This is a genomic window from Streptomyces sp. BA2 (assembly GCF_009769735.1).
Lineage (GTDB): Bacteria > Actinomycetota > Actinomycetes > Streptomycetales > Streptomycetaceae > Streptomyces.
Genome location: NZ_WSRO01000002.1, coordinates 9414277 through 9441140, shown reverse-complemented (window position 1 = coordinate 9441140; position 26864 = coordinate 9414277). Strand labels below are relative to the sequence as shown.

Sequence of the window (26864 nt, the reverse complement as noted above, 5' to 3'; positions counted from 1 at the left end):
GCAGCCATCCCTTCTTCCGCCTCTCGATGGTCCTTCGAGTGTGAGGAGGCGGATAGGGACAGCCCTGCATCAGATCGGGTTCGTCCCTGGTCCACGAGAGCCTGTAATGAGCGGTAGACACAGGCCAGATGGTCTTCACTGGCTCCTTCGGGCTCGGTGCTCTTTCTCGCCTGCTCCGGCGTCGCTTGGGACGGGGCGGCTGGGGCGGGCGCAGCTTGCAGCGCTCGGCGAACGCCGTCAGAGACGGGAGCCCCTGGCCTCCCAGCGGGTCGCTGAAGAGCGTCCCGCTGGTACCTGTGGTGATGCGCCAGGTGAAAGCAGCGGCGAGAAGCAGGGGGCGTGCCCAGCTGGGGACGTGGTGTGTCATGCAGCCTTGGCGTAGCCCGTGCTCGTGAAGGGTGATGGTGGAGGCGTCAGGGGCGAGATCACGGACGTGGGCTGTGCTCAGCTGCGTCGTGGAGGCCGCAGTGAAGACGGCGGTGGCGAGCCGGGCTGCCAAGTGGGGGTACGCCGTGGCGTGGTGCAGCCGGTGGGAGACCTCTGCTGTGGTGAGGGCAGGCAGGGTGGGGGCGAAGAAATCCCGGTCTTCGGCCATGGGTGCTGTGCACTGGCAAGGGCGGGTGGCGGAGTCGAAAGTACTGAGCGTGGTCAGGGCGGGCAAGTTGAGCCAGCGGTTCGCCAACGGCCGTGCCGCTTGCGGTGCCTGGCGTTCCGAGGTGGCCGGCTCGGCCTCGGGCAGCAGAGCTGAGGCCTCAGCGACCCTGTGGTCCAGCTGGCGCAGCTCACGCTCCACAAATGCCCGCATGGCCCGGTGATGGCAGACGAGGAACAGACGCACCCCCGTACGCCGGCGCAGGGCCAGAAGGTCTTGGAGGCGGTGCGGGGTGAGCAGGTGGGCGCGCAGCAGGGTGAGGTGGGTGATGGGGGTGGCAAGGATCCAGGCGGCGGCGATCGTCCAGGCCGGGGCCGTGTCGAGTGGGCGGTAGCCGACCAGCGGGACAGGCTTGCCCAGGGCGGCCAGGATGTCGTAGGCAAGTGCGATCGCGGCGTCGGTCCCCGGGGTGGGGTGAACGGTGAGGCGTCCGTGATCCGGGGCGTGGGATGCCAGGGCCGCCCGGGTGTGGACCACGTCGTCGTACGGGTCCAGGACCACCGTGACCGGCGGAGGGTTGGGGCAGTCCAACACTTCAGGCCACCACCGGACGTTGGCGCAGTTTGCTGTAGGACCACCGCAACAGATCCTCGTCAAGGATCCGTCCGGATTCCTTCATCCCGGCGGTCAGGTGATGAGTGATCTTCGCCCAGGCCCGGAAGTTGCCGTGCGCGGCCTCGTCATCGCACATCGCGATCAGGTCCGGGTCCGTGTCCGCCCACACGGGGTGAAAGGCCGGGATGACGGTGAGGACTTCCTCCAGCGGCATGGGCTCGATCTCCTGCCACGCGTACACGCGGGACTCCAGCATCGGCTCGCTCTGCAGCATCTCGAAACAGCCGTCCCCGCCCGTGAACACGATCGTCAGGTCCGAGCCGATGTCATCCCACAAGTAACGCAGGTACTCGAAACACATCTTCGACAGCCACTGCGCCTCGTCACAGACCAGGACGTGCCTCTCCTCCAAGGCGCCGCGCAGCATCCTGTCGAACTCGATCGGCTGCCCCGGTGGGCGGCCCTGCAGGCCCAGGGCGTGGAACAGCTCGTGGCGCAGGTCGCGGGTCGAGGGGCGGGAGCGGAACTGGATCCGGCGCGTCAGCTTCGGCGCGAGCTCACGCAGCGAGGTGTTCACCGCCAGCGACTTGCCCCGGCCCGCCTGACCGTAGATACAGATCATGGCTCTGGCCTCGATCGCGGCACGGATGTTCTCCCGCACCATCAACAGGGCGCGCGTGGAGACCACCTGGGCGCCCGGCAGGCGCATGAAGTGGTCCTCCCGCTCCCGGGGCAGTCGGCCCTGTCGCTCAGCAGTCACCATCGCTCAACGCTCCCCGCTGTCATCACGTACATCAGCCGCTTCAGGCGGTCCGCCGTCGACTGCCGGCCCGGCACCCGTCTGCGAGTCGGCCGTCCGGGGAGGGCGGACAACCGGCCGGGCCCAGGAAGCCGGGGGCTCGCGGGGAGGGATCAAGTCCGGGAGCGCCCGGGCCGCCAGATCCGTGCCCCTTGACCGGGCGATCTCCGCCTCGGCCTGAGAGGAGGTGACCGCACGCCGCGGGCGGGGCACGGCAGCCGTGGTCGTGGCCGTGTAGCGGGCCTTGCGCAGCTTCTCCGCCGCCTTGAGGTCGGCTTTCAGCGCGCGGGCTTTCTTCTCCCTGACCGAACTCAGCGCACGGCGCTGCTCCAGTGTCGCCGCCTGGGCCAGATAGGCGCTGCCCAGGTGACGGCCCCACTCCTCGACTGTGAACACCTCGATCTGCCCGTCGTAGTGCGGCAGATACCGCAGCCGGACCCGCATGCCGACGTGCCCGGCCATCCACGGCGCGATGTAGGCACGGCGCCGCCAGCTGATCCCGTTCGTGGTGATCTTCCGGACCCGGCCGTCGTCCTCCATCGCGAAAAACGCCAGGCGCTCCTCCGCGACGTCCTCGACCGGTGCTGGATCCGCCTCCCACGCCGCCAACGGTGTCATCCCCTTCGCGAGGCCCTCAGGACGGTGGCCGGTGTTCCAGCCCTGCACCCACCTCAGCAAAGCCTCGACGAACTCCGGATACGACAAGAGGTCATCCACCTGGTCCGGACGGTGAGCACCGACCGGCCGGGCCCTGCGGGTATAGCCAGGCAGAGAGACCAGGAACATCTCCTCCACCGCGTCGTTCAGTGCCTCGACGGTGCCTTTGCGGTACGGCTTGTAGGCAGGCAGATCGTGGACCGGGACCGCGAAGGCGCCCAGGGCGCGCTCCACGGTCCGGCACAAGAACTCCTTGCCCCGGTCGACACGCACCACGCCGGGCAGGCCACCGAACGGGCCGTACGGCTCGGTGCGGCTGATCCCCGTGCGCAGCGCGGCCAGGACCGCGTCCCTCGCCGGCTGATGCGGAGTGACCGCCACGCCCACGATCGCCTTCGTCGCGACATCGATGAACCACGTCACCCACGGACACACCGCAGAGCCTTCGAGATCCACGCGTACCGGGATCCGCTTGTGATCCCCCTCCCAGCACGCATTGCGATGCGTCCGCGGGCGCTTGCCGTACACGTCATAGCGGCGCCTGGCAGCCTCACCGCCCTTCAGGCCCGCCCGCTCCCCCGCCGACAAATCCTGCCGTACGGCGCGCTGCAACGTCGCAAGAGACGGCACCGTCCCGGGCCGTCCGTCCCTTTCAGCCTCGGCGGTCAGCTCACGGTGCACCGCGGCCACATTCCCACCCCACACCGCCAACAACTCACGCATCCGCGGTGTCAACGAGAACCTGGGACGCGGCCTCCGACCAGCCCGTCCCTCATTGCGAGCAGCTTCGACCCAACGGCGCACCGTGCGGACAGAAACGTCAAGCGCCGACGCCACCAGACGCACATGCCCCGACGTCAACCCACCCTGGGCATCCAGCGCCATCAGACGGACAACCGCGCCCTCACGCCCCACCCCGGACGGCAGCACCCCACCGGCCAGAACGTCGTCTCCCGGCAGCACAGACACCGCGCACCACCACCCCGGCCCGATCCCGGCCAACAAACGGCTCACCCCATGAGACCGCCAGGAAACAAACACAAACCCAAAAGCCGCGAACAGGAGACAACTGCCCATGACCTGCGGTACAAGCGCCATCACGAAGAGACGGACCCGTACAGACCCCTGAGCGTTGTCAGTGCCCGTTGATAGGTTGCATCCCCCAATTCACATGGAGATCGGATGACTTATGGGGCTTGCCGATGAGATCGACGCAGCTGTAACAAGCGTCGTCTGTTCTGACTGGGACACCCGCAAGGGGACAGTCGTCCCCACCACGGACAACGTGAAGCTCGGCAACGGAGCCGTGGAGATCGACGCCGTCTACCTCTACGCAGACCTGGCCGACTCCACCGGCCTCGCCCGCGACTTCACCCGCACCACGGCCGCCAAAGTCATCCGCGCCTACCTGGACGCCACCTGCCGGGTCATCAAGGCGAGGGGCGGCCACATCCGAAGCTTTGACGGCGATCGGGTCATGGCGATCTTCATGGGGGACAGTAAGAACACCGATGCCGCACGATGCGCACTGCAGATCAACCACGTTGTCCAGAAGATCGTGGCCCCCAGAGTGGAGGCGAACCTGTCCTCCATCAAGAGCAAGGGCTTCGAAATCAAGCACTGCGTCGGAATCGACACAGGTACCGCCCTCGTCGTCCGCGGCGGCGTGCGAGGCAGCAACGACCTCGTGTCCATCGGTCGAGCACCCAACGTTGCCGCCAAGCTCAGCGACATTAGAAACGGCAACTACCGTACGTACGTCACAGAAGCTGTCTTCAAAAAGATCGCCGAGCACACGAAGTACAGCAGCGGCGACGACAAGCGCCTCATGTGGGAAGGCCCCTACACCCGCGAGGTCGGCGGCGAAACCATCACCATCTACAAGTCCTCCTGGTGGTCGAAGCCGTGACTGCCCAAGACCCGCGCGACACCGCATGGCGAATCCACCAGGCACTTGGTGAATGGACAGCACGGGTCGACGCCAAAGCATCTTTCGCACTCACCCTGGAGTCAGCCACCCTCGCTGGCATCGTTGCGCTCTCCAGCAAAGGCCACCTTTTCGACAACCTCACCGGCCTCCGCGTACGCGCACCGCTGTGGGCGGGCATCTTCCTCATCATGGCCGGCGCCCTGTGCGCAATCACCGTCGTCGCCCCCCGTCTACGCAGCCGAAAGCAGCTACAAGCCGAAGCACCCAACAACTTCATCTACTTCGGCCACCTGCAGTTCTGGGAACCGACAGCCCTCACCCAGAAGCTCGAACAACAGGACATGCTGCCAATCCTCAGCAACCAGCTCATCAACATGAGCAAGATCGCCTGGAAGAAGCACCGCCACGTCCAGCTCTCCTTCATCCTCGCCGGCCTCGGCGGGACCCTCGTTCTCATCGCCGGCTACATCGCCTAACTCCCCCACGAGGCCACAGGCATCGCACGTCACTGTCCAGCGACAATGCACGTCAATGACACCGCACAGGCCGCATCAAAATGTCACCACCAGCGAGCAGGAACCACCTCACCAGCAATAACACAGCCAACACTCCCGCCAACAACTGCAGCACCCAGGTGACACCCACACGCGGTGCCGCACCCACCGCTGAACGCCGCTCCCTTCAACAGCGGGCGGAAGGCGGCCATACGCTCCCGTGCGGCCCACGCCCCAACACAGCCCCGCCACAACCCCGAAGAGCCCAGCGGCCCAAGCGCGGAGACCCCATCGACGCGCAACACTCAACAAACCCCACTCCCAATCCCCGAAGCCGCCACGCCGACCGCACCCGCCCACCCTTCATCATCCAACGGGCGCGGGAGCAGGGGCAGCAGAGGGGTTGTCAGCAGGCGTACCAGGCCTGGTTGTTGGGGTGACCTGGAGTGACGCAGGGCCCCGGACTTGGGTCGCGCAACATGCAACGCAACCTCTACCGCAACATTTTGACGCAACACGCAGCGCAATCCGTAGCGCAACGGGGGTTCTAACCGAGCGAGATACACACTATTATTTGAAGTCCTGGGAGGCGACTCCACGAAACCGCAAGGGACCAACGAAGGGGAAAGACGTGGAACTTACGATCACTGACGGAATCGTGCGCGGGGTGCGCGGCGCGGAGGCTCCCATGACCGGGCTTGCAGTTCAGGCCCGCACGATCGCGAACTTCCTGCCCCTGCTGTGCGCGCGAGCAGGGGTGAAGATTGTTCACAACTCCGACCGGAACTACACGGGAATTCGGTTCGAGACCAAGGCCGCCGGTCCGGTCGTGCTGGAAATGCCGACGGGTGAGGAGCCTTACCGTCTGGTTCAGGAATTCATCGAGCCTGACAAGTCGGGGCGCATGGAGGTTGAGTTGCGGCGATTCCCGCAGATCTACAAGCCCCACGGAATCGCACTGGTCACGGCCGAATTCCTCCGGTCGAACGGCTTCCTGAAGTAATCCGTGCGGGGGCGCCCCGATTAGGCCGCCCCCTTCCACCCGCCATCGCTGGAAGGAGAAGGGACGCTATGGAGAGCACGCGGATTGCAGAGCAGGCCCAGGAATTCGGAGCCCCGCTCACGGACGCCGAGAAGGAGCAAGCCTGTTACGCACTGCGGGAAATGGCTCGCAGCGAGAGGGACCCGGACGCTCTGAGGGTGTCTCCCGAACAGCTGGACGTGGTCCGGTCGTTCTTCGAGTTGGGTTGGGCCATGGGTGTGCGCACCGGCCACACCGGCCCTGCCATGGCCGATGTTCCGATCGACCGGGCGACCGTTGACCGCGCGTTCGTGGAACTGCTGCTGTCTGAGCGGGTGGCGAATCAGCTTGCGCTCTCAGTAGCTCGGATCCTTGACCCGCAGGACGCCGGACCGGTCCTGTGGCAGAGGGTCAGGTATCACGGGAGCCTGACACGGCGTCACGGCGTCTACTGGGTACAGGCGATCAAGGCGCAGGCCGGACTGGTGGGAGCGGCTCACGCCGTTCGCTACGACCTGTGCGAGGTGATCGATGGCATACCGGTGCCCGCTGTCAGGGACGTACGGCGGCAGAGCCTGACGCCGCTTCCCGAGTTCCGCGCGCCGTCGGCGTAAGTGCGCAGGTCAGGGGTGGGTTTACCCACCCCTGAAACACACTATTATTTACGTTGTTCGGGGTGGTGGCCCCGCCCCGGACCCCGCAGAAACCAACGTCGAAGGGGAAGCGACCAATGGCAAAGCAGGGAGCCCGGCAGATGCTGCCGGAGGTACAGAAGTACATCGAGAGCTTTGAAGCGGCCAGGTCGACTCAGGAAGCTGCCGTGGCTGCGGCTGACAAGAAGTACCCGGAGCGGTACAGCTTCGGCGAGGACGGGCGGCGCCAGGCCAGCGCCTACAGCGAGGAGGTTCAGAAGGCCTACAACACGCGCGCAGATGTCCAGGCGGACGCCTGGGACGCTCTCAAGACCTCCGGGGATCCGCTGGTGAAGTGGATCGCCGAGAACTGCGCCGAATACCGTGAACAGGCTCAGTGCATCCTCGCCGTCCTGCCTGCCACGGTCGAGGAACTTGACGATCTGGCGGACACGAACGAGTGGTGCCCCGTCTGGGACGCCTTCAGGCGGGAGGCGATCGATGCCGGAGTCATGCCGGGCGTCACTCCCCCGAGCCCGGCCAGGAAAGCGGTCTTCGAGCGGATCAACGAGGAAAGCTGCTGCCGCATGGATAGGAGGGTCATGCGGCGCATCGACAAGGCCCTTGACGCCCTGGTCCATGAAGTCCTGACGGGCTCGGGCAGCGCCACGGAAGCGAAGGGCGGGGCGGTCCGGGCATGACCGAGGTGAGCCACAACCCGCCGAAGCCCTAGCACGAGCAACACCGAGCCGCCGTGCCCTGTTTCCTCTCTACGACGGGGCGCGGCCACTCCGGCCAGACTCGCTTTCCGACAGCTCGCCGTCCCGGCGTCCGCGCTCTCTGTCGACGGTGCGGGGCGGCGAGCCGCAGGTCATTCAGCCGAGCCGCGGCGCCAGTGATCGTGACCGAGAGCGCAGCGGCACGAGCGCCCCGGCGTCCAGGGGGAAGCGACGCTCACCGCCCCTGCCCAGCCTGAGCCGGCAGTCAAGCCCACCGCCCCCCATCCCGGGAGGGCAGCAGTGCCGACGTACGAAAACCGCCAGCTCAGGGGTGGGTTCACCCATTCCCAAACCACACTATTATTGAAGTTGTTCGGGGGTGGTGGCGCTACCCCCGACACCGCAGAAGCCAACACCGAAGGGGAATCGTGACTATCACCGACGTGAACACCGCGTTCGCTGCCGAGAAGACCGCACAGGTCGAAGCCGTCCGTGAACGAGAGCGCGCCTTCCAGGCCCGTGTGAACCGGGGCGAGATCCGAATGATTGGCACCGACCGCTACGAGGTGCTTACCGGCTGGGACCGGGGCGAGACGTTCACCGTCTCCCGCAACGCCGATGGGCAGATCGAGCAGATCATCGCCAATCACGGACTCGACGAGCAGTCGGACGGCACCATCTCCCTGTACGCGTCGTCTCCTGCCTGGCACGGCCTCGGCCGGATCATCCCCGGCGGCACCACGGACATCGACGAGGTCCTTCGCCTGTCCGGACTCGACTTCGAGGTCACCACGGTGCCCGCTCTGTACGAGTGGCAGGGCGAGACGCGCGAGCACGCTGACCAGCAGCACACCGTTCGCACGGACACCGGCGCCGCCCTCGGCGCAGTCGGCTCCCGGTACACGCCGATTCAGAACCGGGCGGGGTTCGTGTTCCTTCAGGAACTGGTGAGCCGCTATGACGTGGTGTGGGAGTCCGCCGGACTCCTGCGCGGCGGGAAGCGCGTGTTCGTCTCCATCCGCCTCCCGGAGTCGGTCACCGTGGACGCCGACGGCATCAACGACATCGTGGTCCCGTACATCGCCGTCATGAACGACCACTCTGGCAACGGCCAGTTCCAGTGCGTCGTCACCCCGTGGCGTCCTGTCTGCGCCAACACCGAGCGGTTCGCCGTCCGCGATGCCGTCACCCGCTGGGCCGTCCGGCACACCGCAGGAGCCACCAGCCAGATCAAGGAAGCCCGCCGCACCCTGGGTCTCTCCTCCCAGTACTTCGAGCAGTTCGCCGACGAAGAGACTGCACTGGCCCGCACAGACATCGCAGTCGCCGACTTCCACCAGGTGATCGCAGACCTGTGGCCCCTCGACGACGACGCGTCCAAGAGGAAGCAGACCAACCACGCCGCCCGGTTGGACGCCCTCAACGACGTGTTCCGCACCGAGAGCGAACGCGTCGGACGGACCGCCTACGCGGCCGAGCGTGCCATCACCGGCTACCTCGACCACCTCACCCCCAGGCGCCCGCCGAAGTCCATGACCGAGGAAATCGCACGCGCCACGGCCGTACTCGAAGGCGCCGACGACGAGGTCAAGAGCAAGGCCCACCGGCGCCTGCTCCAGCTCCGCACCCGCTGAGCCCCGAGACCGGCAGCCTCAGCTGACAGACCCCCGTGCGGGCCGGGAACTTCCCCGAGCCCGGCCCGCACGGGCCAACTCCTCCAGAGCGCGGAGCGCGCGTTGCCACCCGCTCAGGGAGCACGGAACAGGCCCGCCCCGATCCTGCCGCGCAGTGGCTGCGCGACGCGGCTGTGGAGCAGCCCGCGTCGCGCGGAAGACGCCTGCTGTCCCATGCGGGCAGTGCGGCCGGCCTTCGGTGCTCACCGCCCCCATCCCACCCGACATCCAGTGCTCACCGCGCCGTCCCGGAAGGATCCCCCCTATGCCCGCACGCCCGGACCTCACTCGCCCCGAGGATGCCTCCATAGCTGCCGCCATGAACCGCACCCTGGACGCGCTTGCCGCCCTAGTCCTGGAGCTCGGCGACGGTGAGCACACGATCAACCTCTTGGCCCAGCGGGCCGACGACACCCATGCCCGGGCTCTGGCCGACCTTTCTGTCAACACCGGCCCTCTCCGCATGGCCGTGCTGGATGAAGAGGAGTTCTGCGCCCTACGCATGCTGCTGGTGTTCGCCCTGGAGGGCAGCACCGTGCGCAGCGCGGTCCTGGTCGCCACCACGGCCGCCGAACCCAATCCCCGCGCCTGCGGCTGGACCGTACACGACGGTTGGCTGCGCCCCATGGACACGGCCGACCTCCAGCTTGCCGTCATTCCGTGCCCCGACGTCCCCGCCGTAGAGCGCGAGGTCTACGACGCCCCAGTCCTGCCGCTCCGACACCGGTGAGGAGGACTCCCGTGCCTGACCCGCCCGCCAACACTCCGGCCCAAGGAACCACGGCGACATACCCGCCCAGCCGCCCGTGGGGTATGAGCACTCCCGCCGCGGCCAGGAGGAGATTGCCTCACTGCGCGCCCAGCAGCGTATCTGCACGCGGGACCGCCTCCCGGGCCCTGGTCAGCGCCAACTGGCACCGAACCGCCGCACCGAGGCCGAGGAAGCCGCAGGTCAGGAGTAGGTTCACAAACGATCAAACGACACTAGTATTTGCAGTGGCGGAGTGCTGCAAATGAGTTGTCGAGTACCCGGGCAACCACCCGGGCAGCGATGGCGGCATCCCCGGATTCGCCAGCCGCGAGTGGGCCGCGCGTTTCCTGTATCGCTACCACAAGCCCCAGCCATCCAGCCGAACCTGACAAGCCACCAACCCGTCTCGCGCATCGCGTCTCCCGAGCAGACAGCACGCCGAAAGACATCCGGCTACGCGTACCCACAGACCGCGCAGCAGCCAGAGAGGAACGCACCGCCCCATGGAAACGAGCTTCTACCAGCAACCCGAGCAGCACCCCCACACACCCTTCGACGTCGCACGCGCCTCCCTTGAGTTCCTGGGGGATCAGTGGGGAGCCGTGTCCGGCCCCTGGGGGACGACCGGTCACCTGTGCAGCGGCGACCGCGTCCCGTTCACGATCGGTGTCTGCGAGGCCGGGCACCTCTACATCCGTAACGACGCCCAGGGCGACAGCGCCCACCTGCCCTTCACCTCCACCGCCGACCTCCCCGCGATCGGCCAGGCCATCGCCGAAGTCGTCGGCGGCCTGTACTGACCGCCCCCTCCCGCGTCCAGGACCGACGGAAGGGGCCGCGATGCCCGAGGAGTTCTCCTGTACTGCTACCGCCAGCCCCAGCCCTCCGGCCGCACCTGACCGCCTCACGGTCGCCACCTTCCCGCAGAAGGGACCGCGCATTGGCCACCTTCGGTCACATCACCCGCGAGCGCTGCGACCAGTTGGGCCGCACCCTGACGACTACCGGCCTCTCCTGGACAGACAACGGCCTCAAGACAAACCCGAGTTCTTGACCTACACCGCCACCGAGGCCCACGGCCGCAAATGGAGCATCAGCCCGGCCACCAGCAACCAGATCACCCCAGCCCGGCCCGCGAGCATCTGGCAGGCCCAGTGTGCCGAGCCGATGCACCGGACTCCGGTCATGTCCGCACGGGCAATCGTCGCCCACATCCGGGACTTCCCCGCATGACCGGCCCGCTGCGGCCGTGGCACCCCAAGGACTTCGACGACCAATGCGAGACGTGCGGCGCGCCCGCAGGCCAGCCGTGCCGTCCGTCGTGCGACACCGGCTACACCGCCGAGGACGCCCGCCGTGACGCGAAATTCTGCGACCAGGCGCGGGGAACCCCCGCGCCGAGCACGCCAGCCCGCCCTCCGAAGTAGCGAACAGGATTGCATGACACGCGAGTTGACCACCCAGATGCAGTTCGACGCGTTCACCCACGCAGTGGTGCGGGAGTTAGGTAGGCGCTGCCGGGCGGTCGAACTCACCGACTACGAGCGCGGCTTGCGACGGCTCATCATCGACGGCGACGGCCGCGCCCTGCGCCTCTACCAGCCCGACGACCGCCACCCGAACGTCTGAAGATCTACGCCGCGCTGCCATACGAGACCAAGATGACCGCGCCGTGATCGAAGACACGGCCAGCACCACGTACCACGTGGCACGCGAGATCACTCGGCGGCTGCTTCCGCTGCACACTGAGGCCGCGCAGCAGGCCGCCGAACTCGCCGCCCAGCAGAAGGCATAGGAGGGCAACCGCCGCGCCGTCACCAAAACCCTGGCCAGCACACTCCCCGGTGCCCGGATCGAGGAGCAGTACCGGCGCAACCGGATCCTCTAGCAGCACGACACGAGGCCTCCCGACGAGCACGCCCCCTCCAGGTCGACAGTGTCACCGTGCTCGTCGGCTCCTCCGGTGAGGGGGTGCAGGCCGAAGCGTCCGGGCGACCCGGCTCTGTGAATTCCATGCTGACCGCGTGCGGTCCAGGCATCACGGGAGTGAGAAGCGCAGGTTAGGGGTGGGTTCCCCCTGGTTCCTGCCCCGCCTCCGCAGACACTCCCCCGACAGACCTGGCGGCCGAGACGGCCCTCTCAGCCCGGCCCCCGGAGCGAGGCCACGCCCTGCCCGACCAGGCCGAGGGACGCGGCCCTCACAACCGCACACCGAGGTGCTGTAGCTCAGTTGGTAGAGCGCGGATCTTATAAGTCCTGAGGTCGTGGGTTCGAGTCCCACCAGCACTACTCCAACGCCGTTCCACTCACCCACGAGAAAGGCGCGCACCGTGACCCACGCACCCCAGTCACCCCAGCGTCTATCGCGCGCTGCGGGCAACACTGCGCACACCGACCGCGACACCATCCGGCGCGTGCTGTGCCGCGAAGTCGTCGGCACCATCGGCCTGCTCGCCGACGAGCACGACTTCCTGGTCATGCGGGACTATCGCACCTTCACCTTCACTGACTTCGAGACCTATCTGAAAGCATTCGACGACCTACTCAGCAGCCGCGGCACCCAGGGCACCCCCACCGCAGTTGTCCTCTTCGACCCGCAGGACTACGTCGACTTCTGCACCGACACCGGTCTCGACCCCGACAGCCCGTCCAGTCGCGCCCGCTTCACCATGCAACTCGCCACCAAGGGCCCGGCCATCCAGTACGACGGCCAGCCCCTGGCCGACCTGATCCCGACCCTGATCGACGAAGCCGTCCGTCAGGCCACCTGGGAATGCGCGACCACACTCCTGGCCCGGCTCGGATCCTGCGCCTCCTGCGGCGAGGACATCGGCCGAACGGCCTTCGCCCGGGCATCCGGCCTGCTGGCCCGCACCCTCGAGACCGCCCTGCCGGGCAAGCGGCACCTCGTCTGCAGCGTCTCGGCGGCACCGGAAACCCTGGTCGCCGTCCTCCACGCGGACACGGGCCCGGACGGCACGTGCCAGCCCAACGAGGCTGAGGCCCTCGAGTTCACCACCGTTCTGGCCCTCGGTCTGGCGACCCGGAGTCCCGGCGGGCTGGTCATGCGGTGCTCCGCCCCGGGCTCCCCGGACCGGGTGTACGGATGGCGGTTGCGCACGGGTGAGCTCGACCCCCTCACCTCAGGTGAGATCTTCGACGCCTACTGCACCGACGCCGACACCGGCGGCCCTGTCTCCCCGGAACGGGATGTCGACTACTGCGTTCCGCCGGACCTCGGACCGGGCGCCACGCCGTCGGCCCACCGACACTGAAAGACCTCGGCAACAACGCCGACCGGCTGGTCAGACGAGGGTTCACACAAACCCGGCTCACACTATTATAGGTGGTGAGCCGGGAGGCACCCTCACCTCCCCCCTTCCTTCACCAGGTGACGGCCCCCTTTCCCCTCCAGCCCCAGGAGTTGCCATGCTGCGAATGCTGCGCCGTGCTCTGCGACCGGCACGTCTCCGCATTCCCGCCCGCCGGTTCGCCGCCAGGATCGCGGAACTGCCGCCCACCGCGCGCGAAGCGCTCGGCACCGACGTCACGACTGGGGAGGCCATCGCCTATAACCGCGTCCGTGTCGCCACCGCGACCGCCGTCGCCCTCTACCGCAGCGGATACGCGCTGCCGATGACCGACTGCGACCTGGACGACGCGGTGCTCGCCCTGGACTTCCCCTACTCGGTCCCAAGCGCGGAGACCCGCGCGTCCATCCGTGCCGCGCTCTCCGTCCTGGACGCCGACTGCACCATCACCGTCACCCGCTGACCCCCATCCGCCCTGATTGTGGGGCCGCCCTCGACCAGGGCGGCTCGCGCGGAAGGAGCCCGGTGTTCCTCGTCGTGCCCGACCCTGCTCACGGACTCGTTGCCGCTCCGCAGTCCTCTGATGACCTCACGCCCGTCACCGAACAATCCCTTGCCGCCCAGGGATTCGCCTGGAACAGCGAGATCGAGGCGTACACCCGCCAGGCCGACCACGACCCCGCGGCCGTGGACGACACCGCCGACAAGCTGCGCGAGCTGGGCCACTACGTCTTCTCCGCCTACAGGCCGCTGCCCAGGAGCTGACCGCCACCCGGCCGGCCTGTGCCGCCGCCTCCCGCCCCTTGCACAGGTGGAGTTCCGCCATGCCCCGACGCCGCAGCCAGTCGCAGCCGTCCGCCCGGTCCGCCGCTACCGAGCTCGACGGACGCCACCAAGTCGTGGACCAGCTCCACGGGTACGCGCTCAGCAGCCACGCCACCACCACGGCCGCCGAGGGCGCGGTACGCGAGCTGACCGCCAACCCGAGGGCCGCGATCGAAGCCGTCGAGGAGCTCGACGCCGCCCAGAGGGGGCCGGCCGCCACCGAGCGCCGCATCCTGCGCTGGTACGGATAGTGGTGTTCAGCCCGGCCGGTCAGCCGTACTACTCCACGCCGGAACGGTACGCCCAGCTGGCGCCCCGCTGGATACGCGATGGCGATGGGCCGTTCCCGACTGCCGACGTCGCCCGCATCGAACGCCCCCGCCCCGCCCTGGAGTTGCTACCCGCCCGCAAGCGCTTTGAGCCGTGCGGGCTGCACGGGATCTCGCTGTTGCGATGCCCGATCTGCGGGCCACGCGAGCGCTTCGGGTGCCAGTGGGGCGAGTGCACCGCCAACCGCGTCACGGCACTGCGAACACTGTGTGCGGACGGCCCCCGGGCGCGCCTTCCCGCTACCGCCCCGCCGAGAGCACACCTGGCCGTAAAGCAACTCTGCCGACGTGCGGGTGCAGTTGTTCACGGTTGGCGACCACGAGCACATCGTTCTCGGAGCGGGCTACGAGCAGCTCGGGACCCAACACGTACCGGGCGGTGCCCTGTCTCCAAGTCAGCGCCGGGTGGGACAACGCCTTGCTTGAGCAGGTGAGGAACCTGAGGCTCACGATCTGGTCGGGTCCGTGCTGGCGCATCGTGTACGAACTGAGCTGAGGCCGGTACTCGTCAGCTGAGACCGCCGTACGGAGCACCCCAGCCACACCCCAAGAAGCCACGCTTGCGCAGGTCAGAGGGCATCTAGCCCTCACCCATAAACACACTATTATTACTTTTGAAGCGAGGGGTCGACGCCCCAACCGCCCCAATTCGCCGAACAGACAAGGAGAAGGAGAGCCCCATGGCCCCAGCCGTCTCGACCCAGCCCATCGAATCCGCCACGCACGAGGACGAAGACGCGCCGCAGATCGTCCTGCTCGAACCGGCGCAGGTGGTGCGTGACGAGCAGAACGCCCGCGAAACCGACACAGAACCGGACGAGGAGCTGATCGCCTCCGTCAAGGAGATCGGCGTCGAGGAGACCATCAGTGTCCGGCCCCGGCACGACGGCACCTACGGCGCTTTCAAGGGCTGGCGGCGCGCACAAGCACTGAAGATCGCCAACGACACCGCCGTACTGGATGGCCGCCCTGTACGCAGAATCAAGGCACACGTGCGGGAAGACCTGGTTGGCAAGGACGGCTGGACCCGGTTCTTGTCCCTGGTCGAGAACAAGCACCGCGAGGGGATGAGCGAGCGCGACATCCTGAAGTCGCAGGAGCTGTCCCTGATCGACATGAGCGACATCGAACGACTCCAGGCCACCAGGGCTCTCGGTGTCGGCCGCAACGCAGCCAAGCAGGCCAAGGCAGCGCAGAAGCTCGACGATGCCACCCTTCGCCGGGCAACGGCCGGAGGCATGGACCTGGAGCAGACCGCCCAACTCGCCGAGGTCGAGCACGTGCTGGGCGCAGAGCGCCGTCTGCTGCGAGCGCTGGAGCGCGACCACGAGGAGGGCACCGGCGGGCGCGGCCACTGGGACCAGGAGATGGCACTGCTCAAGGCCGAGCAGGCCGACAACGACGCGCGGACCAAGGCCGAGGACGACCTCAAGACGGCGGACATCCCGCTGCTGGGGCAGCCGGGGTACGGGCACAAGGACACGTCCAAGCCGCTGGCCGAGCTGACCACCGGGCTGGGCAATCCGCTCGCAGAGGACAACCACAAGAACTGCCCCGGTCACAGTGCCCGGCTCGACGACGAGCACCAGCCCGTGTGGCACTGCTCCGACCCGGCCGCGCACGGGCACAAGGTCCGCCCACAGCCGAAGAAGCCCAGGACGCAGGAAGACGAGCGCCGGGCGGAGGAGCGCGGCAAGGTCATCGCCTGCAACCGGGCCTGGAAGGCCGCCGCTGGCCCCCGTCAGGACTTCGTCACCCGACTCGTGCGCCAGAAGGCCCTGCCGGATGCGGCCCGCGTCTTCGCGCTGGAGATCGTGCTCACCCTGCCGTACTTCTACAGCTCCTGGACCGACAAGCACGAATCCGAGACCGTCGCCCGCTTCCTGGGTATCAAGGAGCCCGAGCACGCGGATCTGACGGCAACAGCGATGCAGCTGCCCAGGGCGCGCGTCGTCGGCGCGCTATTCGCGCACGTCGCCGCTGCCTGCGAGTACGACATCCGCGAGCCCAAGACGTGGTCGAGCCTCACCGTGCGGCAGGCCCGCTACCTGCTGCTCCTCGAAGCGCTCGGCCAGGACGACAACGGCAGCTACCGGCTGTCTGAGGTGGAGAACCAGGCGGTCGCCCGTCACCGGCCCCGCACCGCCACCTGACCGAACCCTCCCCGCAAGCCCTGGCTGGGCACGCCCGTGCCCAGCCGGTTCCCCCTGGCGTCACAGAGAGGCGACCCAGCATGAGCCTCACCATGGACGAGGTCGCACCGGCGCCTGCACGAGGCCGCCGACTGCCGCTCCGCCCGCTGGGAAGCGCTCTTGGCCGGAGGTCCGCGATCCGAAGGAACTGCCCCATGCACGCAATACCCCAACGCTGTGCCCACCGGCCTCTGGCGGGCGGACTGGTGGTGCCGTACGTGACGCTGATCCACGACGGCCGCGCGGCCTTCGGTGTCCTCGACGCCGACGAAGCCAGCGCCGCCTTCCTCCGCCGCCTGTGCCAGATCTGCGAACACCCGCTGGACGAACGGTGCTTCCTGCTCGTCCGCCCGGCCGACGTTCTCAAGGGCTGCTCCCCGGAACCGGCGCTGCACCCCGAATGCCTGCCCTATACCGCGGACCACTGCCCGATGCTGAACGGAACCGCCACGCACTACCGCCGCAGCCCCATCCTGGCCAACCACCCAGCCGCACGGCCCTGCACCGATCCCGCCTGCCGATGCCCGCCCCACACCCCGGACGAGGGTCACACCGCCCGCAGCGGCAGCCCCGCCGACCGGTACGAGGCCTGGATGATCCACACCCGGAACTACCAGCTGGTCTGGCCGCCCGGCCGGCCCGATGTGCCCTCCGGCATCACCCTCGACGCGCCCGTCCTGCGCAAACGCGTGCTGCGCACCGCGACCCTCACTCCCGACCAGCAACACCTGATGGACCTCTTGAACGCCCTGATGGACGGGACCTGACCGCCCCGTGCCGAACGGAAGGAAATGCCATGCTGATCAAACCGGACCCCTCCACGGCCGCAGGCAGGGCCATCCTCGACCTGGCCGACCTGATGGACAGACTCCATGAGTGTTCCGGTGAATGGCCGGATTCAGACACCGTCGACATCGTCGCAGGGTGGCTGAACCGCTTCACCTTCGCCGCCCCCGAGGGCCTCACCGCGCAGACAGCCGGCCGGGCCTGGGTGCTGCGCCAGTGGGACCGACACACCGATGACGTGACTCTCTGGTCCGACGAGGCCTCCGCCCTGGCCTCGCTCGCACAGGAAGTACGCAGTTCCTGGGACGATGTGGGGGGCACGGATGGTGTCCCGTACCGGCCTCCGGCCGACGACCAGGCAGTTGTGGGCCTCTACTACGGCCCGGAGAAAATCCGCGGCGACGCAGGCTACACTCTGTACCCCGCCGGCATCTCCCGTCACGTGCGCGCCCCCCTCAGCCTCTGCCCCAGCCTCACGGACGCCGAGTCCTGCGCGGAGGCGAACAGTTCGGCGGTCTTCCACCCGCAGGAGAGCCCCGACGACGAAGGCCTCCCGTGCATCGAGATCGCGGGCATCCTCGTGTTCGCCTACCTGGACGCCGACCTCCGGAAGGCACGGGTATCCGTTCATCTGGACACCACCCACGAGCAGTTCGTGCGCGCCGACGGCACGGTTCCAATCCAGGTGGAGATCGAGGACGCCACGGTGTTCGACAGCCTCGCCCCGCCGACGGCCCTGCCGGAACCGACCGGCTAGAGGACCCTCATCCGGCGCCTCACCCGCCATACCGCACCGGCAGCGGAAACAGCAACAGGGGGTTGACCACCCCCTCCAAGACACACTGTTATTTTGATTGGGAAGTGTTCGCATGGCTCCGTCCGTCACGCACGTGACCGGCACCATCACCGGTGACGTCGAAGTCCGCTTCACCCAAAACGGCATCGCCGTCTGCCGGTTCCGCCTCACCGAGACCCCCTCCCAGTGGGACACCGCCACCCAGAAGTGGCACGACGGGGTCCCCATTCCCTACATCTGCACCGCCTGGCGGGACCTGGCCAGCAACGCCACCGAGTCGCTCGTCGACGGAATCAACGTCATGGTCAAGGGGCGCATCACCGAGATCAGGGACAACTCCATCTACCTAAGCATCGACGACCTCGGCATCAGCCTGCGCAGGCGCATCGCCTACACCGAGACCAGCCTGCCCAGTCCGCTCGCCGCCCGCCCGGTCACCACACCCCCGGCGCCTCAGCCCGCCGCCGCGTCCCGCCCGACCACCGGGCGACCGGCCAGCCCACCGGCCTGGTGGCAGAAGCAAGCCTCCCGCTGGTCCTATCGCGGCTCTTCCATCGCAGCCGCTGACGCCACTCCCCTTTCCCATCAGCCGCTGACCCCTCCCCCCGCCCGCCCCCGCGCGGCACCGGTTCGCTCGCCCCCACGCACACGCCCGGTTGCTGCGCTCCAACCTCGACAGCGACGGCACGGCGGACACCCCCGCCTCTGCCAGCCCAACCCCAAGGAACCTCGGAACGACCAGCGCCTTAGACCGTGTCCTACGTGGTGACCGCTCGTTGGTCCCGGTCATGGGGCGGGGGACGTGGAGTTGGATTGTTCCGGACGGGCTGTGGGAGATCGCGAAGCCGCGGATCCCGCCGTCGAGGGTGCGACCGCAGGGCGGCGGAACGCAGGACACCCCTGATGAGACACTGTTCGCTGTCGTCATCTACGTTCTAGGCTGCGGTTGCGCCTGGCGCCAACTGCCACCCTGCTTCGGCATATCGGAGTCGACCGCTCACCGCAGGCTCCTGGTCTGGTCGAGAGCCGGCGTCTGGGGTGCCGCCTTCATGAAGGCGTGTTGCACCGGCTCGACAATGCCAGGCTCATCGATGCCACCCGCGTTGTCCTCGACACCGCGCATGTCAGGGCCAAACAGGGGGCGAACACGCGGGTCCGAGCCCCCCCGTGCAACCGGGGCAAGCCGGGTTCCAAGATGCACAGCTGGACGCGAGCGGACTGCCCCTGGTCGTCGGCATCTCAGCTGGCAACACCCACGACAGCGAAGGTCTCAAGCCCATCAGCGAGGGTCGCCAAACGAGGCACGACCCTCACCGAAGCCGGTACTTCGAGCCCCAGCGCCTGCGTGCTTGTCGGCGGGATGTTCGTCGCTGTGGTTGGTCACGGCGGGGTCCCGGGATGGGGGTCGTCGGGCTGGGCGGAGGCGATTGGGCCGCAGAGGGCCGAGGCGGCGCCCAGTGCGGTGGTGGTACCGGAGATCAGGCCGAGTGTCAGCGCGATGGTGAACATGGCCAGTGGGTCCCCGATCGCGATCAGTGCGGTCCAGGTGGTCAGCGTGGTTCCCGCCGTAGTGGCAAGTCCCAGCAGTCCCGAAACGGCATGGGCGAGACGGCGCGAGATCGCCATCGAAGGCTCCCTTCTCGTGGTGCGGCTGTACGAACCAGCAAAAGGCAGCGAGGACGGCATCTGGCGACACGCCGAAGTATCTGAATACCATCCGAAACATTGCAGGCCACCTAGGGGGTTTGGCCGCTTTTCGCTGAAGCACTGAAGCACTGAAACGGCTAGGTGACACATGGGGGACGGGGACCGACGATGGCTCGTGGAGTTCTGTGCCGCGCTCAAAGCCGAACGAGAACGCGCCGGGCTCACTCAGCGGCAGCTGGCCCAGCGGCTGCAGCTCAGTGAGCCGACGATCAGTGCTCTCTTCAACGCCCGTACTAAGAAGGCTCCTTCGTGGGAGCGCGTCCGCGCCATCCTCACCGCATGCCGCAGCGAGACCCACCCGCGCCCCATGCCCGAGGACGGCCCGGTGGCCTCGCGCCTGTGGCATGAGGACCAGGACGAGTACCTTCACCGCTGGCGGGCCAGGCACGCCGCACTGGAGATTGCGTCGCAGCGGACCACACAGGAGCAGGGGGCGTCGCGCCCTGCTGCCAGCGAGGCCGCCCATCCGGAGGGTGTCCCGTCAATGTCGGTCCACTTCGTGGGCCGGGACAGGGAGATGGGTGAACTCAGAGAGCGTCTGACCACTGCGGGAAGGGGGCCCCAGCTCCTCACCGCGGTCCGGGGCTGGCCTGGAGTGGGCAAGACCACGGTCGCCGCGCAGCTCGCCGTGGACCGGACCTTCATCGAAAGCGCCTTCCCGGACGGTGTGCTGTGGGCTTCTGTTCCGGACGGCTCCCACGTCACGGCCGCACTCGCTTCGTGGATCCGGCGGCTGGGGCTCCCCCGGCCGGAACTCGGCGCCACCAGCGGAGAGTTGACCTCAATCCTGAGAAGCGCGCTCCGGGACCGGCGGGTGCTGCTGATCGTGGACGATGTATGGAACCCGGCGCACGTTGTTCCCTTCAACGTGGGGGGTCCCGGCTGCGCCATCCTGATCACTACCAGGCTCCCCCAGGTCGCTCATGCCCTGGCTGCGAGACCGGCCGACATCTACCCGCTGGGCCTTCTGTCTGAGGAAGCCGCCCTGGAACTGCTCCGGCGACTGGCCCCGGAGGTCGTGCATCACCACCGGGACGAGTCGCGGGCGCTCGTAGGGACGCTGGAGCGGCTCCCGCTGGCAGTGCGGGTGGCCGGGCAAATGCTGAGTGAGGATTGGGCCAACGGCTGGGGCATCGGTGACATGCTGGCCCAACTCCGGGAGGGCTCGGCGCTGCTCGCGGCCGGGGCACCGGTCGACCGGGCCGCGGACAACCACACGATCCCCACTGTGCGGGCGTTGCTGCGCATGAGTACCGACCGGCTGGATCGGCAGACCCGGCTTCGCTTCGCCTTCCTCGGCGCTTTCGCATCACAGCCGGCGGCGTTCGACGTCGAGGCGATGGCGGACGTGTGGGGCGTCGACGACGCCGTGCCGGCGATTCGGGTGCTTGTCGCCCGCGGCCTGCTGGAGCCGAGCGGCGACGGCTGGTTCACCATGCACGCCCTGCTCGTCCTCCACGCGAAGGCGCTGTTGCGGGAGGGAAAGTGACGAACCTCGAACATCTGGCGTCCCTGGCCCACGCCAGGGCTTTTCTTCGCAAGTTGCGGCGGCTGGACACCGCAGAGCCGGGAGACGAGGTCACGGAGAGTGGCCTGGAGATGTTCGACAGGATCTGGGGACAGGTACTCCACGCTCACGTGTGGCTCGCCGAGCACCCCGGGATAGACACCGATCACCTGTGCGCCGCTTACCCGATGACTGCGCTTCCCTACTGGATGGTGCGGGTGCCGGCACACGAACAAGAGGTGAGGCTGTCGGCAGCGTGCGCCGCCGCGAGCCGTCAGGACGACCCGGGTACCCTGGGGGCACTCGCCCATCACCTGGGGGCTGCCTGTCTGAAACTCGGCAGCCCCGGCAACGCCGCAGCCCACTTTAATCAGGCCCTCGCCGTCAGTCTGGCGCACGGCAATGCCCATGCCGAAGCGCAGGACCGTGAAGGGTTAGCCCGCGCATGCCTCGAACTGGGGCTGCCCAAATGGGCCCTGCAACACCTGCGTTCAGCGCTTGCGATCTTCCGCGATGTCGGTGACCGGCGCGGTCAGGCACTGGGGCTGCGCACTCTGGGGCGCTGCCAGCGAAAGTTGAACCAGCTCGAGGAGGGACATCGGAGTGCACGGGAGGCAGCGCGGATATTCGCGGAGCTCGGCTCCTCCCTCGATTCGTTGGGCACAGTGAACGAATCACTTCTCGATCTCGGCACGACAGTCTCCGAGTACCTGGAAAACCTGAAGAGCCGGATCGCCCGGTGGGACAGCTCCCTCAACCAAGACGACCGCATCGATTCCCTTGAGCAACTCGCCCGCATTCACTTGTGGCTCGACGAGCCGCAGGAGGCGATGCGGCTGCTGGACCAGGCCCTGGATGCCGCTCGGGTGACCAACGCGTTCAACAAGGAATTGGCCCTGCTCGGCGCGTTGGCCGAGGCCACTCACGCCCTGGGCAACGCGGAAGAGGCACTGGCTGCGGCAGAGGAAAGGGCGCGCCTGGCCAAGCAGGCCGGCGACTCCCTACAGCGGTGGACGGCGCTGCACGCGCTCGGTGACCTGTACCGGGAATCGGGGAGGCCGGACCGGGCACTGGCAGCGCATGGTGACGCGCTGCGGACCGTGTTCGAGGACACCCCGGACCTCGAGAGCCAGACCTCTCGCCGGCCCACCGGCCCGAGGCCCGGCGAGGACGCGGAGGGCATCTTTGAGGTAATGGTCGGTTTCACCGCGTATAAGTCCACGCTGGCGGCACTCGGTCGCGATCATGCGGACCTGGGCGACCTCCAGCAGGCCATCGCGCACTGGGAACACGCCACCGTCGGTGCGGACGATTCCGCCGAAGCCGTCGTGGTTCTTGGCCTGCTCGCGATGGCGTACGCCAACACAGGACAGCACGCAGCTGCGATCGAGTACCACGAACGGCAGCTGAAGATCATCCGACAGCGTGCCGACCGGGCGGCTGAGGCCGACGTGCTGGGCGAGATGGCAAACGTGCACCAGCTGTTGTTGCACGAGGCGGCCGAAGCGATCGACCTCTACCAATCGGCCTACGTCATCGATCTGCAGATCGGCGCCGACCGCGACATGACCGCGGTTCTCACGCAGCTGGCGCAGGCGGAGCAACTGGCCGGGCGACCCCAGCGGGCCCGTGACTACGGCGACCGCGCCCTCGCGCTGGCTCATGGCATCGGGGACGCCAGGGTGATACGTATTGTGGAGACTGCTCTCGTCGATATCACTAACCTGCGAGCCCCGCAGCGCCCGTCGGGTGGGCAGCCGGAGCCGCTTCGACGGGCCGCAGGGCTGTTGGCAGCGGGTCAGCAACACACCGCGGAGACAGTGCTGGCGGCCGCGCTGGAGAGCGAAGACCCGCATGTGGCCGCCGGTGCCGGCCTGCTGCTTGGCCGCATCACGACGGACAAGAACCTGGAGATCGCGCGGGCTGCTTGGAATCGTGCGGCCCAATGCGGCGATCCGGCCCATTCGCCGCAGGCCGCTTTGGCCTTGGCGCACCTGTGCGAACGGCACGGCGGCACGGCCGAGGAATGGGCTACCGTCGCGCAGACCGACGGGTGTGCTGTGTCCGCGGCTGCGGCAGCGCGCCTCGGCGAACTCCTCCTCGCGGACAAGCAATACACGCAGGCGCGTGCCGCACTGGAGAAGGCCATCGTGCTCGGCTCCGCACCCGCCGCGACCGCTACGGTGAGGACCTCGACCGCCGTGTCCCTGTTCAATCTCGGGACAGTGCTGACTGCCCTCGACGACCGGCTCGGTGCCCGAGAGGCCTTCCGGGCAGCAGGGCACCCCTCATCTCCCGTGCGGGCGGCCGCGAACCTGGAGCTGGGGCAGCTGATCGAGCACAGCGACCCGGCCGGCGCACTCGCCGCATACGAACAAGCCGCAGCCACGGGCGACGCGAGGGTGAGCGCCCAGGCCCATGCCCGCCTTGGCCGGCTCGCACTGAAACGCAGAGACCTGGACGCAGCCGAAGAGGCCTTGCAGACCGCCATCGCCTCCGAGCACCGGCTCGCCGCTCTCGACGCGTCGGCGGCCCTGGGCATCGTCCGCCTGCATCGGAACGACACAGCGGGCGCCCGTGCCGCGTGGGAGGCCGCATGCACCTCACCCACCCGCGTGGTGATGGCGGAGGCGAGCGCGAACCTGGGCGCGCTGCTGGCAGCCCAGGGCCAGCCGGCTGAGGCCGAGGAACTGTGGGACTCCATACCCCTGACGGGCGACGAGTTGATCGACCGCATGGTCGCCTTCTACCGGGCCGGGACGATGTTGCAACGCGGGGACCATGACGGTGTCAGGGAGGCTTGGCATCGGAGCTTCGGCGACCAGGCGGCTCATCAGGCACTGGGCCTGAGCCGACAGCTGGAACTCTCGCAGGCGAGACTCGTGCTGGAACAAGTGCTCGTCCTGGGCGACCCGGACATCCTGCCCGCCGCGCTGAGCGCCCTGCTGGCGCTGCTCGACGAGAGGGAACGCGTCAGCCGACTACGCCAGGCTGTTGACGAGGGAGAGCCGCAGCTTGCCCCCCTGGCGGCGCTGCGGCTAGGGGTACTGCTAGCGAAGGACGGCGACATCGAGGCGGCGCGCGACCTGTGGCACGTGGTGGTTACCTCACAACACCCTGACCACGGACCCTATGCGATGTACGAGATCGCTCTGTCGTACCGGCGGGCAAACGAACTGCGCACAGCACGGGATTGGTACCGGCGCGCGATGGCCACAGGTTCGGCGATCACACCGTACGCGGCCGTGAATCTAGGGGGGGTGCTGGTGGAACTCGACGATCCGCAGGGCGCAGAGGCGGTGTGGCAGGTGGCGATCGAATCAGATAACCGAGAACAGGCGGGGATGGCCTGGGCCAATCTGGGCAGCCTGCGGCGGCATCGCGGAGATCTAGAGGGCGCGCGGCGGGCGGGTCTGCGAGCCCTGGGCGCCACGCCCGAGGCCCATTACCAGGCCACGCAGTTGCTGCACGCACTGCGAGAAGAGCGAGGCTCCATTGAAACGGCCGAGCCAAGCACGGGTGCTGGCGGCGCCACGCCGGCGTGAGGGGAGCCGCCCGCGGGTGTCCCCCCTGCCGTCACCGGGCGTGCTGCCGCCAGTTCGAGCACCGCCCCGATGCAGCGCGGCGCTTCCGAATAGCTGGCTCCCGACCGCCTCCGCCTCACCAGATGGGACGCGGTCTAACACCGTGGCCTACATGGTCAGTTGGCAGTTGAGCTGGGCATGGGGAGTGGACGGTGGGGGTGGATCGTTCCGGACGGACTTTGGGAGATCGCCAGGCCTTTGCTGCCGCCGGCGCGGGTGCGGCCGCAGGACGGAGGGGTGGCCAACATCGATGACGAGGCGGTGTTCGCGGCCATCATCTACGTCCTGGTCAGCGGCTGCGCCCGGCGTGCCCTGCCGCCGCGCATCGGGGCGTCGAAGTCCACGGTGCACCGCCGGTTCCTGATCTGGTCGCGTGCGGGTGTCTGGGGCCGGCTGCACAGAAGGTGCTCGAACTGCTTGACAGCCAGGGCCTGGTCGACCTCTCCCGGGCAGTGCTCGACTCCGCTCACGTCCGCGCCAAAAGAGGGGCGAACTTGCAGGTCCATCGCCCGTGGACCGGGGCAAGCCGGGTTCCAAGATGCACATCCTGTCCGACGCGAACGGACTGCCCCTACGCGTCGGACTCTCTGCGGCGAACACTCACGACAGCCTCGGGCTTAACCAGCCGGCGCTCTCCCCCACCGGGGAGGGATACTCAATGATGATGACGACGACCCAGCGCATCCTCGACCTCGCTGCGGCGGCACCGGCCAGCCAGGGCGAGGACCTGGTGTTGCTCCTGAGCGAGGCGAACGAGCTGTACCAGCAGGGTCTTCGGGATCTGCGCCGGGATGTGGCAGCACGTCTTGACGGGTTGGCCACCGCGGACCTGATGTTCGCCGCGGAGAGGGCCGGTATCCCCTGTGATGCCTCGCAGGATCGTGACGAGGTGATCCTGCTGCTGGCACTGGTCGAATGGGAGATGACGTCGGCCGCCATGGCGTACACGGAGGTGGCAGAGGCCGCCGCACGCCGCGGTGTCTGCTTGATCCCCGAGGAGTAGGCCTCGAGCCGCTGGCAAGGCCGCCAGGAAAGCCTTGCCGCCGCGGGCGCTGCGGGCTGGACCTCCAACCGAAGCTCCTGCCATTATTTGCTTTGTGGGTCGGGGTGGCCGGCTCCCTACTGACAGGACGGACGGTTCTTCCATGGCCTCGCGCCGTGAGCCTCGCCTGGCCGACGCTGCCGAGATCGCGGCTGAACAGGGTCTGACGTCCGCGAGGGTCACCGGCCTCTACACGGGGCGCGCGGAGAACGCGGCCGGCAAGCCGTTCCCCGAGCCTGTCGGCAAGCGCGGACGCGCGCGCCTGTGGGACCACGCGGAGGTCACCGAGTGGTTCGCCCACCGGGCGCCGGCACGGCTCGCTGAACACTCACCGCCCTCTCTCGCCCCGGAGACGTTGCTGAACGCGGCGGAGGCCTCGAGGTATCTCGGTTACAAGAACTCCAACCAGGTCACCACCTTCGTGCGCGACCACCCCGGTTACTTCCCCGAACCGGACGTCGTCGAAGAGAAGGGCACGGCCGAGAACCCCTACCGCCGGCAGCTGTGGAAGGTGCGGACCCTGCAGGAGTGGATGGCCACCCGGCCCGGCCGCGGAAGGCGGTCCGGAGCCAAGGAGGCGCCGCCCCTGCCCGAGGTTTCCGTTGACGGCGATCCCGACGAGCTCCTGGGGGCGAGCCAGGCGGCCGCGCTGCTGGGGTACAAGAGCGTCGGCTCGTTCTCCAGCAGCCTGTCCCAGGGGAACCTTCCGCTGTTGAAGACTACGGACGGGGTTGCCGAGAATGCCGGACGCCAGAACGGGCGCCGGCGGTGGACGCGCCGGCGCATCCTCGATCAGGCCGCCCAACGGTCCAGAAAGTAGTACCCGGCGGTGAGCGCACTTCCGCGCACTGGCCTCATGAACGCGGCCGCCGGTTTTGGGAGTTGGTCCCTTGCGGGCCGGG

The 26864-nt window shown here is 68.1% G+C and carries 26 protein-coding genes, 1 tRNA gene and 2 pseudogenes; 26 read left to right on the top strand and 3 right to left on the bottom strand.

All coding sequences use genetic code 11. The annotated features are described in order from the left end of the window. From E5671_RS45145 to E5671_RS45135, 3 genes are all read right to left on the bottom strand, one after another. Positions 1-1186: hypothetical protein (locus E5671_RS45145; RefSeq protein WP_160509937.1), on the bottom strand; the 1186-nt coding region annotated here is incomplete at its 3' end. Position 1187: 1 nt separating this feature from the next. Then, positions 1188-1970, bottom strand: a complete 783-nt coding sequence (locus E5671_RS45140) for an ATP-binding protein (protein WP_160502192.1) — start codon at positions 1968-1970, stop codon at positions 1188-1190. Positions 1971-1973: 3 nt separating this feature from the next. Beyond that, positions 1974-3548 (bottom strand): transposase, encoded by a 1575-nt coding sequence (locus tag E5671_RS45135; protein ID WP_443032554.1) that lies wholly within the window; start codon positions 3546-3548, stop codon positions 1974-1976. A gap of 304 nt (positions 3549-3852) precedes the next feature. Here E5671_RS45135 and E5671_RS45130 point away from each other — a divergent pair, with 304 nt between their 5' ends. The 26 genes and pseudogenes from E5671_RS45130 (at position 3853) to E5671_RS45010 (ending at position 26782) form a co-directional block, all read left to right on the top strand. Further along, a complete protein-coding gene (locus tag E5671_RS45130) occupies positions 3853-4572 on the top strand; it encodes an adenylate/guanylate cyclase domain-containing protein (protein WP_160502191.1) in 720 nt (239 codons plus the stop codon). Further along, a complete protein-coding gene (locus tag E5671_RS47590; protein WP_336605632.1) occupies positions 4557-5069 on the top strand; it encodes a Pycsar system effector family protein in 513 nt (170 codons plus the stop codon). The genes E5671_RS45130 and E5671_RS47590 overlap by 16 nt, the downstream gene beginning before the upstream one ends. A 649-nt stretch (positions 5070-5718) precedes the next feature. Further along, positions 5719-6090, top strand: a complete 372-nt coding sequence (locus E5671_RS45120) for a hypothetical protein (RefSeq protein WP_160501794.1) — start codon at positions 5719-5721, stop codon at positions 6088-6090. A 68-nt stretch (positions 6091-6158) separates the two neighbouring features. Beyond that, complete coding sequence (locus tag E5671_RS46810) at positions 6159-6722, top strand: hypothetical protein (protein ID WP_237330403.1); 564 nt, start codon at positions 6159-6161, stop codon at positions 6720-6722. 116 nt (positions 6723-6838) lie between these two features. Next, positions 6839-7441 carry a hypothetical protein gene (locus E5671_RS45110; protein WP_160509936.1) on the top strand — a complete coding sequence of 201 codons (603 nt, stop codon included), beginning with the start codon at positions 6839-6841 and terminating at the stop codon, positions 7439-7441. 446 nt (positions 7442-7887) lie between these two features. Beyond that, entirely contained in the window at positions 7888-9093 is a 1206-nt protein-coding gene (locus E5671_RS45105) for a DUF932 domain-containing protein (protein WP_160501796.1), read from the top strand. A 304-nt stretch (positions 9094-9397) separates the two neighbouring features. Beyond that, on the top strand, positions 9398-9862 hold the full coding sequence (locus tag E5671_RS45100; RefSeq protein WP_202120905.1) for a hypothetical protein: 465 nt from the start codon (positions 9398-9400) through the stop codon (positions 9860-9862). 524 nt (positions 9863-10386) lie between these two features. Beyond that, on the top strand, positions 10387-10683 hold the full coding sequence (locus E5671_RS45095; protein WP_160509935.1) for a hypothetical protein: 297 nt from the start codon (positions 10387-10389) through the stop codon (positions 10681-10683). Between the two features lie 250 nt (positions 10684-10933). Beyond that, on the top strand, positions 10934-11116 hold the full coding sequence (locus tag E5671_RS46805; RefSeq protein ID WP_237329957.1) for a hypothetical protein: 183 nt from the start codon (positions 10934-10936) through the stop codon (positions 11114-11116). Between the two features lie 207 nt (positions 11117-11323). Continuing rightward, entirely contained in the window at positions 11324-11512 is a 189-nt protein-coding gene (locus E5671_RS46800; RefSeq protein WP_237329958.1) for a hypothetical protein, read from the top strand. A 43-nt stretch (positions 11513-11555) separates the two neighbouring features. After that, positions 11556-11678 (top strand): hypothetical protein, encoded by a 123-nt coding sequence (locus tag E5671_RS47210; RefSeq protein ID WP_272902793.1) that lies wholly within the window; start codon positions 11556-11558, stop codon positions 11676-11678. 420 nt (positions 11679-12098) lie between these two features. Next, positions 12099-12172, top strand: a tRNA-Ile gene (locus tag E5671_RS45080). Between the two features lie 41 nt (positions 12173-12213). Continuing rightward, complete coding sequence (locus E5671_RS45075; RefSeq protein ID WP_160501797.1) at positions 12214-13158, top strand: hypothetical protein; 945 nt, start codon at positions 12214-12216, stop codon at positions 13156-13158. A gap of 154 nt (positions 13159-13312) precedes the next feature. After that, positions 13313-13657: a hypothetical protein gene (locus tag E5671_RS45070; protein WP_160501798.1), complete on the top strand. Its 345-nt coding sequence runs from the start codon at positions 13313-13315 to the stop codon at positions 13655-13657. A 62-nt stretch (positions 13658-13719) separates the two neighbouring features. Next, on the top strand, positions 13720-13959 hold the full coding sequence (locus E5671_RS45065; RefSeq protein ID WP_160501799.1) for a hypothetical protein: 240 nt from the start codon (positions 13720-13722) through the stop codon (positions 13957-13959). A gap of 59 nt (positions 13960-14018) precedes the next feature. Then, positions 14019-14270, top strand: coding sequence for a hypothetical protein (locus E5671_RS46795; protein WP_237329959.1), 252 nt, complete (start codon positions 14019-14021; stop codon positions 14268-14270). Between the two features lie 758 nt (positions 14271-15028). Then, a complete protein-coding gene (locus E5671_RS45055) occupies positions 15029-16501 on the top strand; it encodes a ParB/RepB/Spo0J family partition protein (protein ID WP_160509934.1) in 1473 nt (490 codons plus the stop codon). A gap of 194 nt (positions 16502-16695) precedes the next feature. Beyond that, positions 16696-17307 (top strand): cell envelope biogenesis protein OmpA, encoded by a 612-nt coding sequence (locus E5671_RS45050; RefSeq protein ID WP_202120906.1) that lies wholly within the window; start codon positions 16696-16698, stop codon positions 17305-17307. A 29-nt stretch (positions 17308-17336) separates the two neighbouring features. Continuing rightward, positions 17337-18083, top strand: coding sequence for a hypothetical protein (locus E5671_RS45045; RefSeq protein ID WP_160501800.1), 747 nt, complete (start codon positions 17337-17339; stop codon positions 18081-18083). 112 nt (positions 18084-18195) lie between these two features. Continuing rightward, a complete protein-coding gene (locus E5671_RS45040) occupies positions 18196-18891 on the top strand; it encodes a single-stranded DNA-binding protein (RefSeq protein ID WP_160501801.1) in 696 nt (231 codons plus the stop codon). A 19-nt stretch (positions 18892-18910) separates the two neighbouring features. Next, positions 18911-19624, top strand: a pseudogene (locus tag E5671_RS45035) (transposase); the annotation flags it as partial. Positions 19625-19917: 293 nt separating this feature from the next. Then, positions 19918-21318 (top strand): XRE family transcriptional regulator, encoded by a 1401-nt coding sequence (locus E5671_RS45030; RefSeq protein WP_160501802.1) that lies wholly within the window; start codon positions 19918-19920, stop codon positions 21316-21318. Next, positions 21315-24881 (top strand): tetratricopeptide repeat protein, encoded by a 3567-nt coding sequence (locus tag E5671_RS45025; RefSeq protein ID WP_160501803.1) that lies wholly within the window; start codon positions 21315-21317, stop codon positions 24879-24881. The genes E5671_RS45030 and E5671_RS45025 overlap by 4 nt, the downstream gene beginning before the upstream one ends. Positions 24882-25058: 177 nt before the next feature. Further along, positions 25059-25539: pseudogene (locus E5671_RS45020) on the top strand (IS5 family transposase); the annotation flags it as partial. Between the two features lie 45 nt (positions 25540-25584). Further along, positions 25585-25923, top strand: coding sequence for a hypothetical protein (locus E5671_RS45015; RefSeq protein ID WP_237330007.1), 339 nt, complete (start codon positions 25585-25587; stop codon positions 25921-25923). Between the two features lie 142 nt (positions 25924-26065). Continuing rightward, complete coding sequence (locus E5671_RS45010) at positions 26066-26782, top strand: hypothetical protein (protein WP_160501804.1); 717 nt, start codon at positions 26066-26068, stop codon at positions 26780-26782. Positions 26783-26864 lie beyond the last annotated feature (82 nt).

Excerpts from the sequence above, each read along its gene's own strand:
- E5671_RS45140 (WP_160502192.1), bottom strand. The coding sequence starts at position 1,970 with ATGGTGACTGCTGAGCGACAGGGCCGACTGCCCCGGGAGCGGGAGGAC.
- E5671_RS45135 (WP_443032554.1), bottom strand. The coding sequence starts at position 3,548 with ATGGCGCTGGATGCCCAGGGTGGGTTGACGTCGGGGCATGTGCGTCTG.
- E5671_RS45130 (WP_160502191.1), top strand. The coding sequence starts at position 3,853 with ATGGGGCTTGCCGATGAGATCGACGCAGCTGTAACAAGCGTCGTCTGT.
- E5671_RS46810 (WP_237330403.1), top strand. The coding sequence starts at position 6,159 with ATGGAGAGCACGCGGATTGCAGAGCAGGCCCAGGAATTCGGAGCCCCG.
- E5671_RS45110 (WP_160509936.1), top strand. The coding sequence starts at position 6,839 with ATGGCAAAGCAGGGAGCCCGGCAGATGCTGCCGGAGGTACAGAAGTAC.
- E5671_RS45100 (WP_202120905.1), top strand. The coding sequence starts at position 9,398 with ATGCCCGCACGCCCGGACCTCACTCGCCCCGAGGATGCCTCCATAGCT.
- E5671_RS45095 (WP_160509935.1), top strand. The coding sequence starts at position 10,387 with ATGGAAACGAGCTTCTACCAGCAACCCGAGCAGCACCCCCACACACCC.
- E5671_RS46800 (WP_237329958.1), top strand. The coding sequence starts at position 11,324 with ATGACACGCGAGTTGACCACCCAGATGCAGTTCGACGCGTTCACCCAC.
- E5671_RS45070 (WP_160501798.1), top strand. The coding sequence starts at position 13,313 with ATGCTGCGAATGCTGCGCCGTGCTCTGCGACCGGCACGTCTCCGCATT.
- E5671_RS46795 (WP_237329959.1), top strand. The coding sequence starts at position 14,019 with ATGCCCCGACGCCGCAGCCAGTCGCAGCCGTCCGCCCGGTCCGCCGCT.
- E5671_RS45055 (WP_160509934.1), top strand. The coding sequence starts at position 15,029 with ATGGCCCCAGCCGTCTCGACCCAGCCCATCGAATCCGCCACGCACGAG.
- E5671_RS45050 (WP_202120906.1), top strand. The coding sequence starts at position 16,696 with ATGCACGCAATACCCCAACGCTGTGCCCACCGGCCTCTGGCGGGCGGA.
- E5671_RS45045 (WP_160501800.1), top strand. The coding sequence starts at position 17,337 with ATGCTGATCAAACCGGACCCCTCCACGGCCGCAGGCAGGGCCATCCTC.
- E5671_RS45040 (WP_160501801.1), top strand. The coding sequence starts at position 18,196 with ATGGCTCCGTCCGTCACGCACGTGACCGGCACCATCACCGGTGACGTC.
- E5671_RS45030 (WP_160501802.1), top strand. The coding sequence starts at position 19,918 with ATGGGGGACGGGGACCGACGATGGCTCGTGGAGTTCTGTGCCGCGCTC.
- E5671_RS45015 (WP_237330007.1), top strand. The coding sequence starts at position 25,585 with ATGACGACGACCCAGCGCATCCTCGACCTCGCTGCGGCGGCACCGGCC.
- E5671_RS45010 (WP_160501804.1), top strand. The coding sequence starts at position 26,066 with ATGGCCTCGCGCCGTGAGCCTCGCCTGGCCGACGCTGCCGAGATCGCG.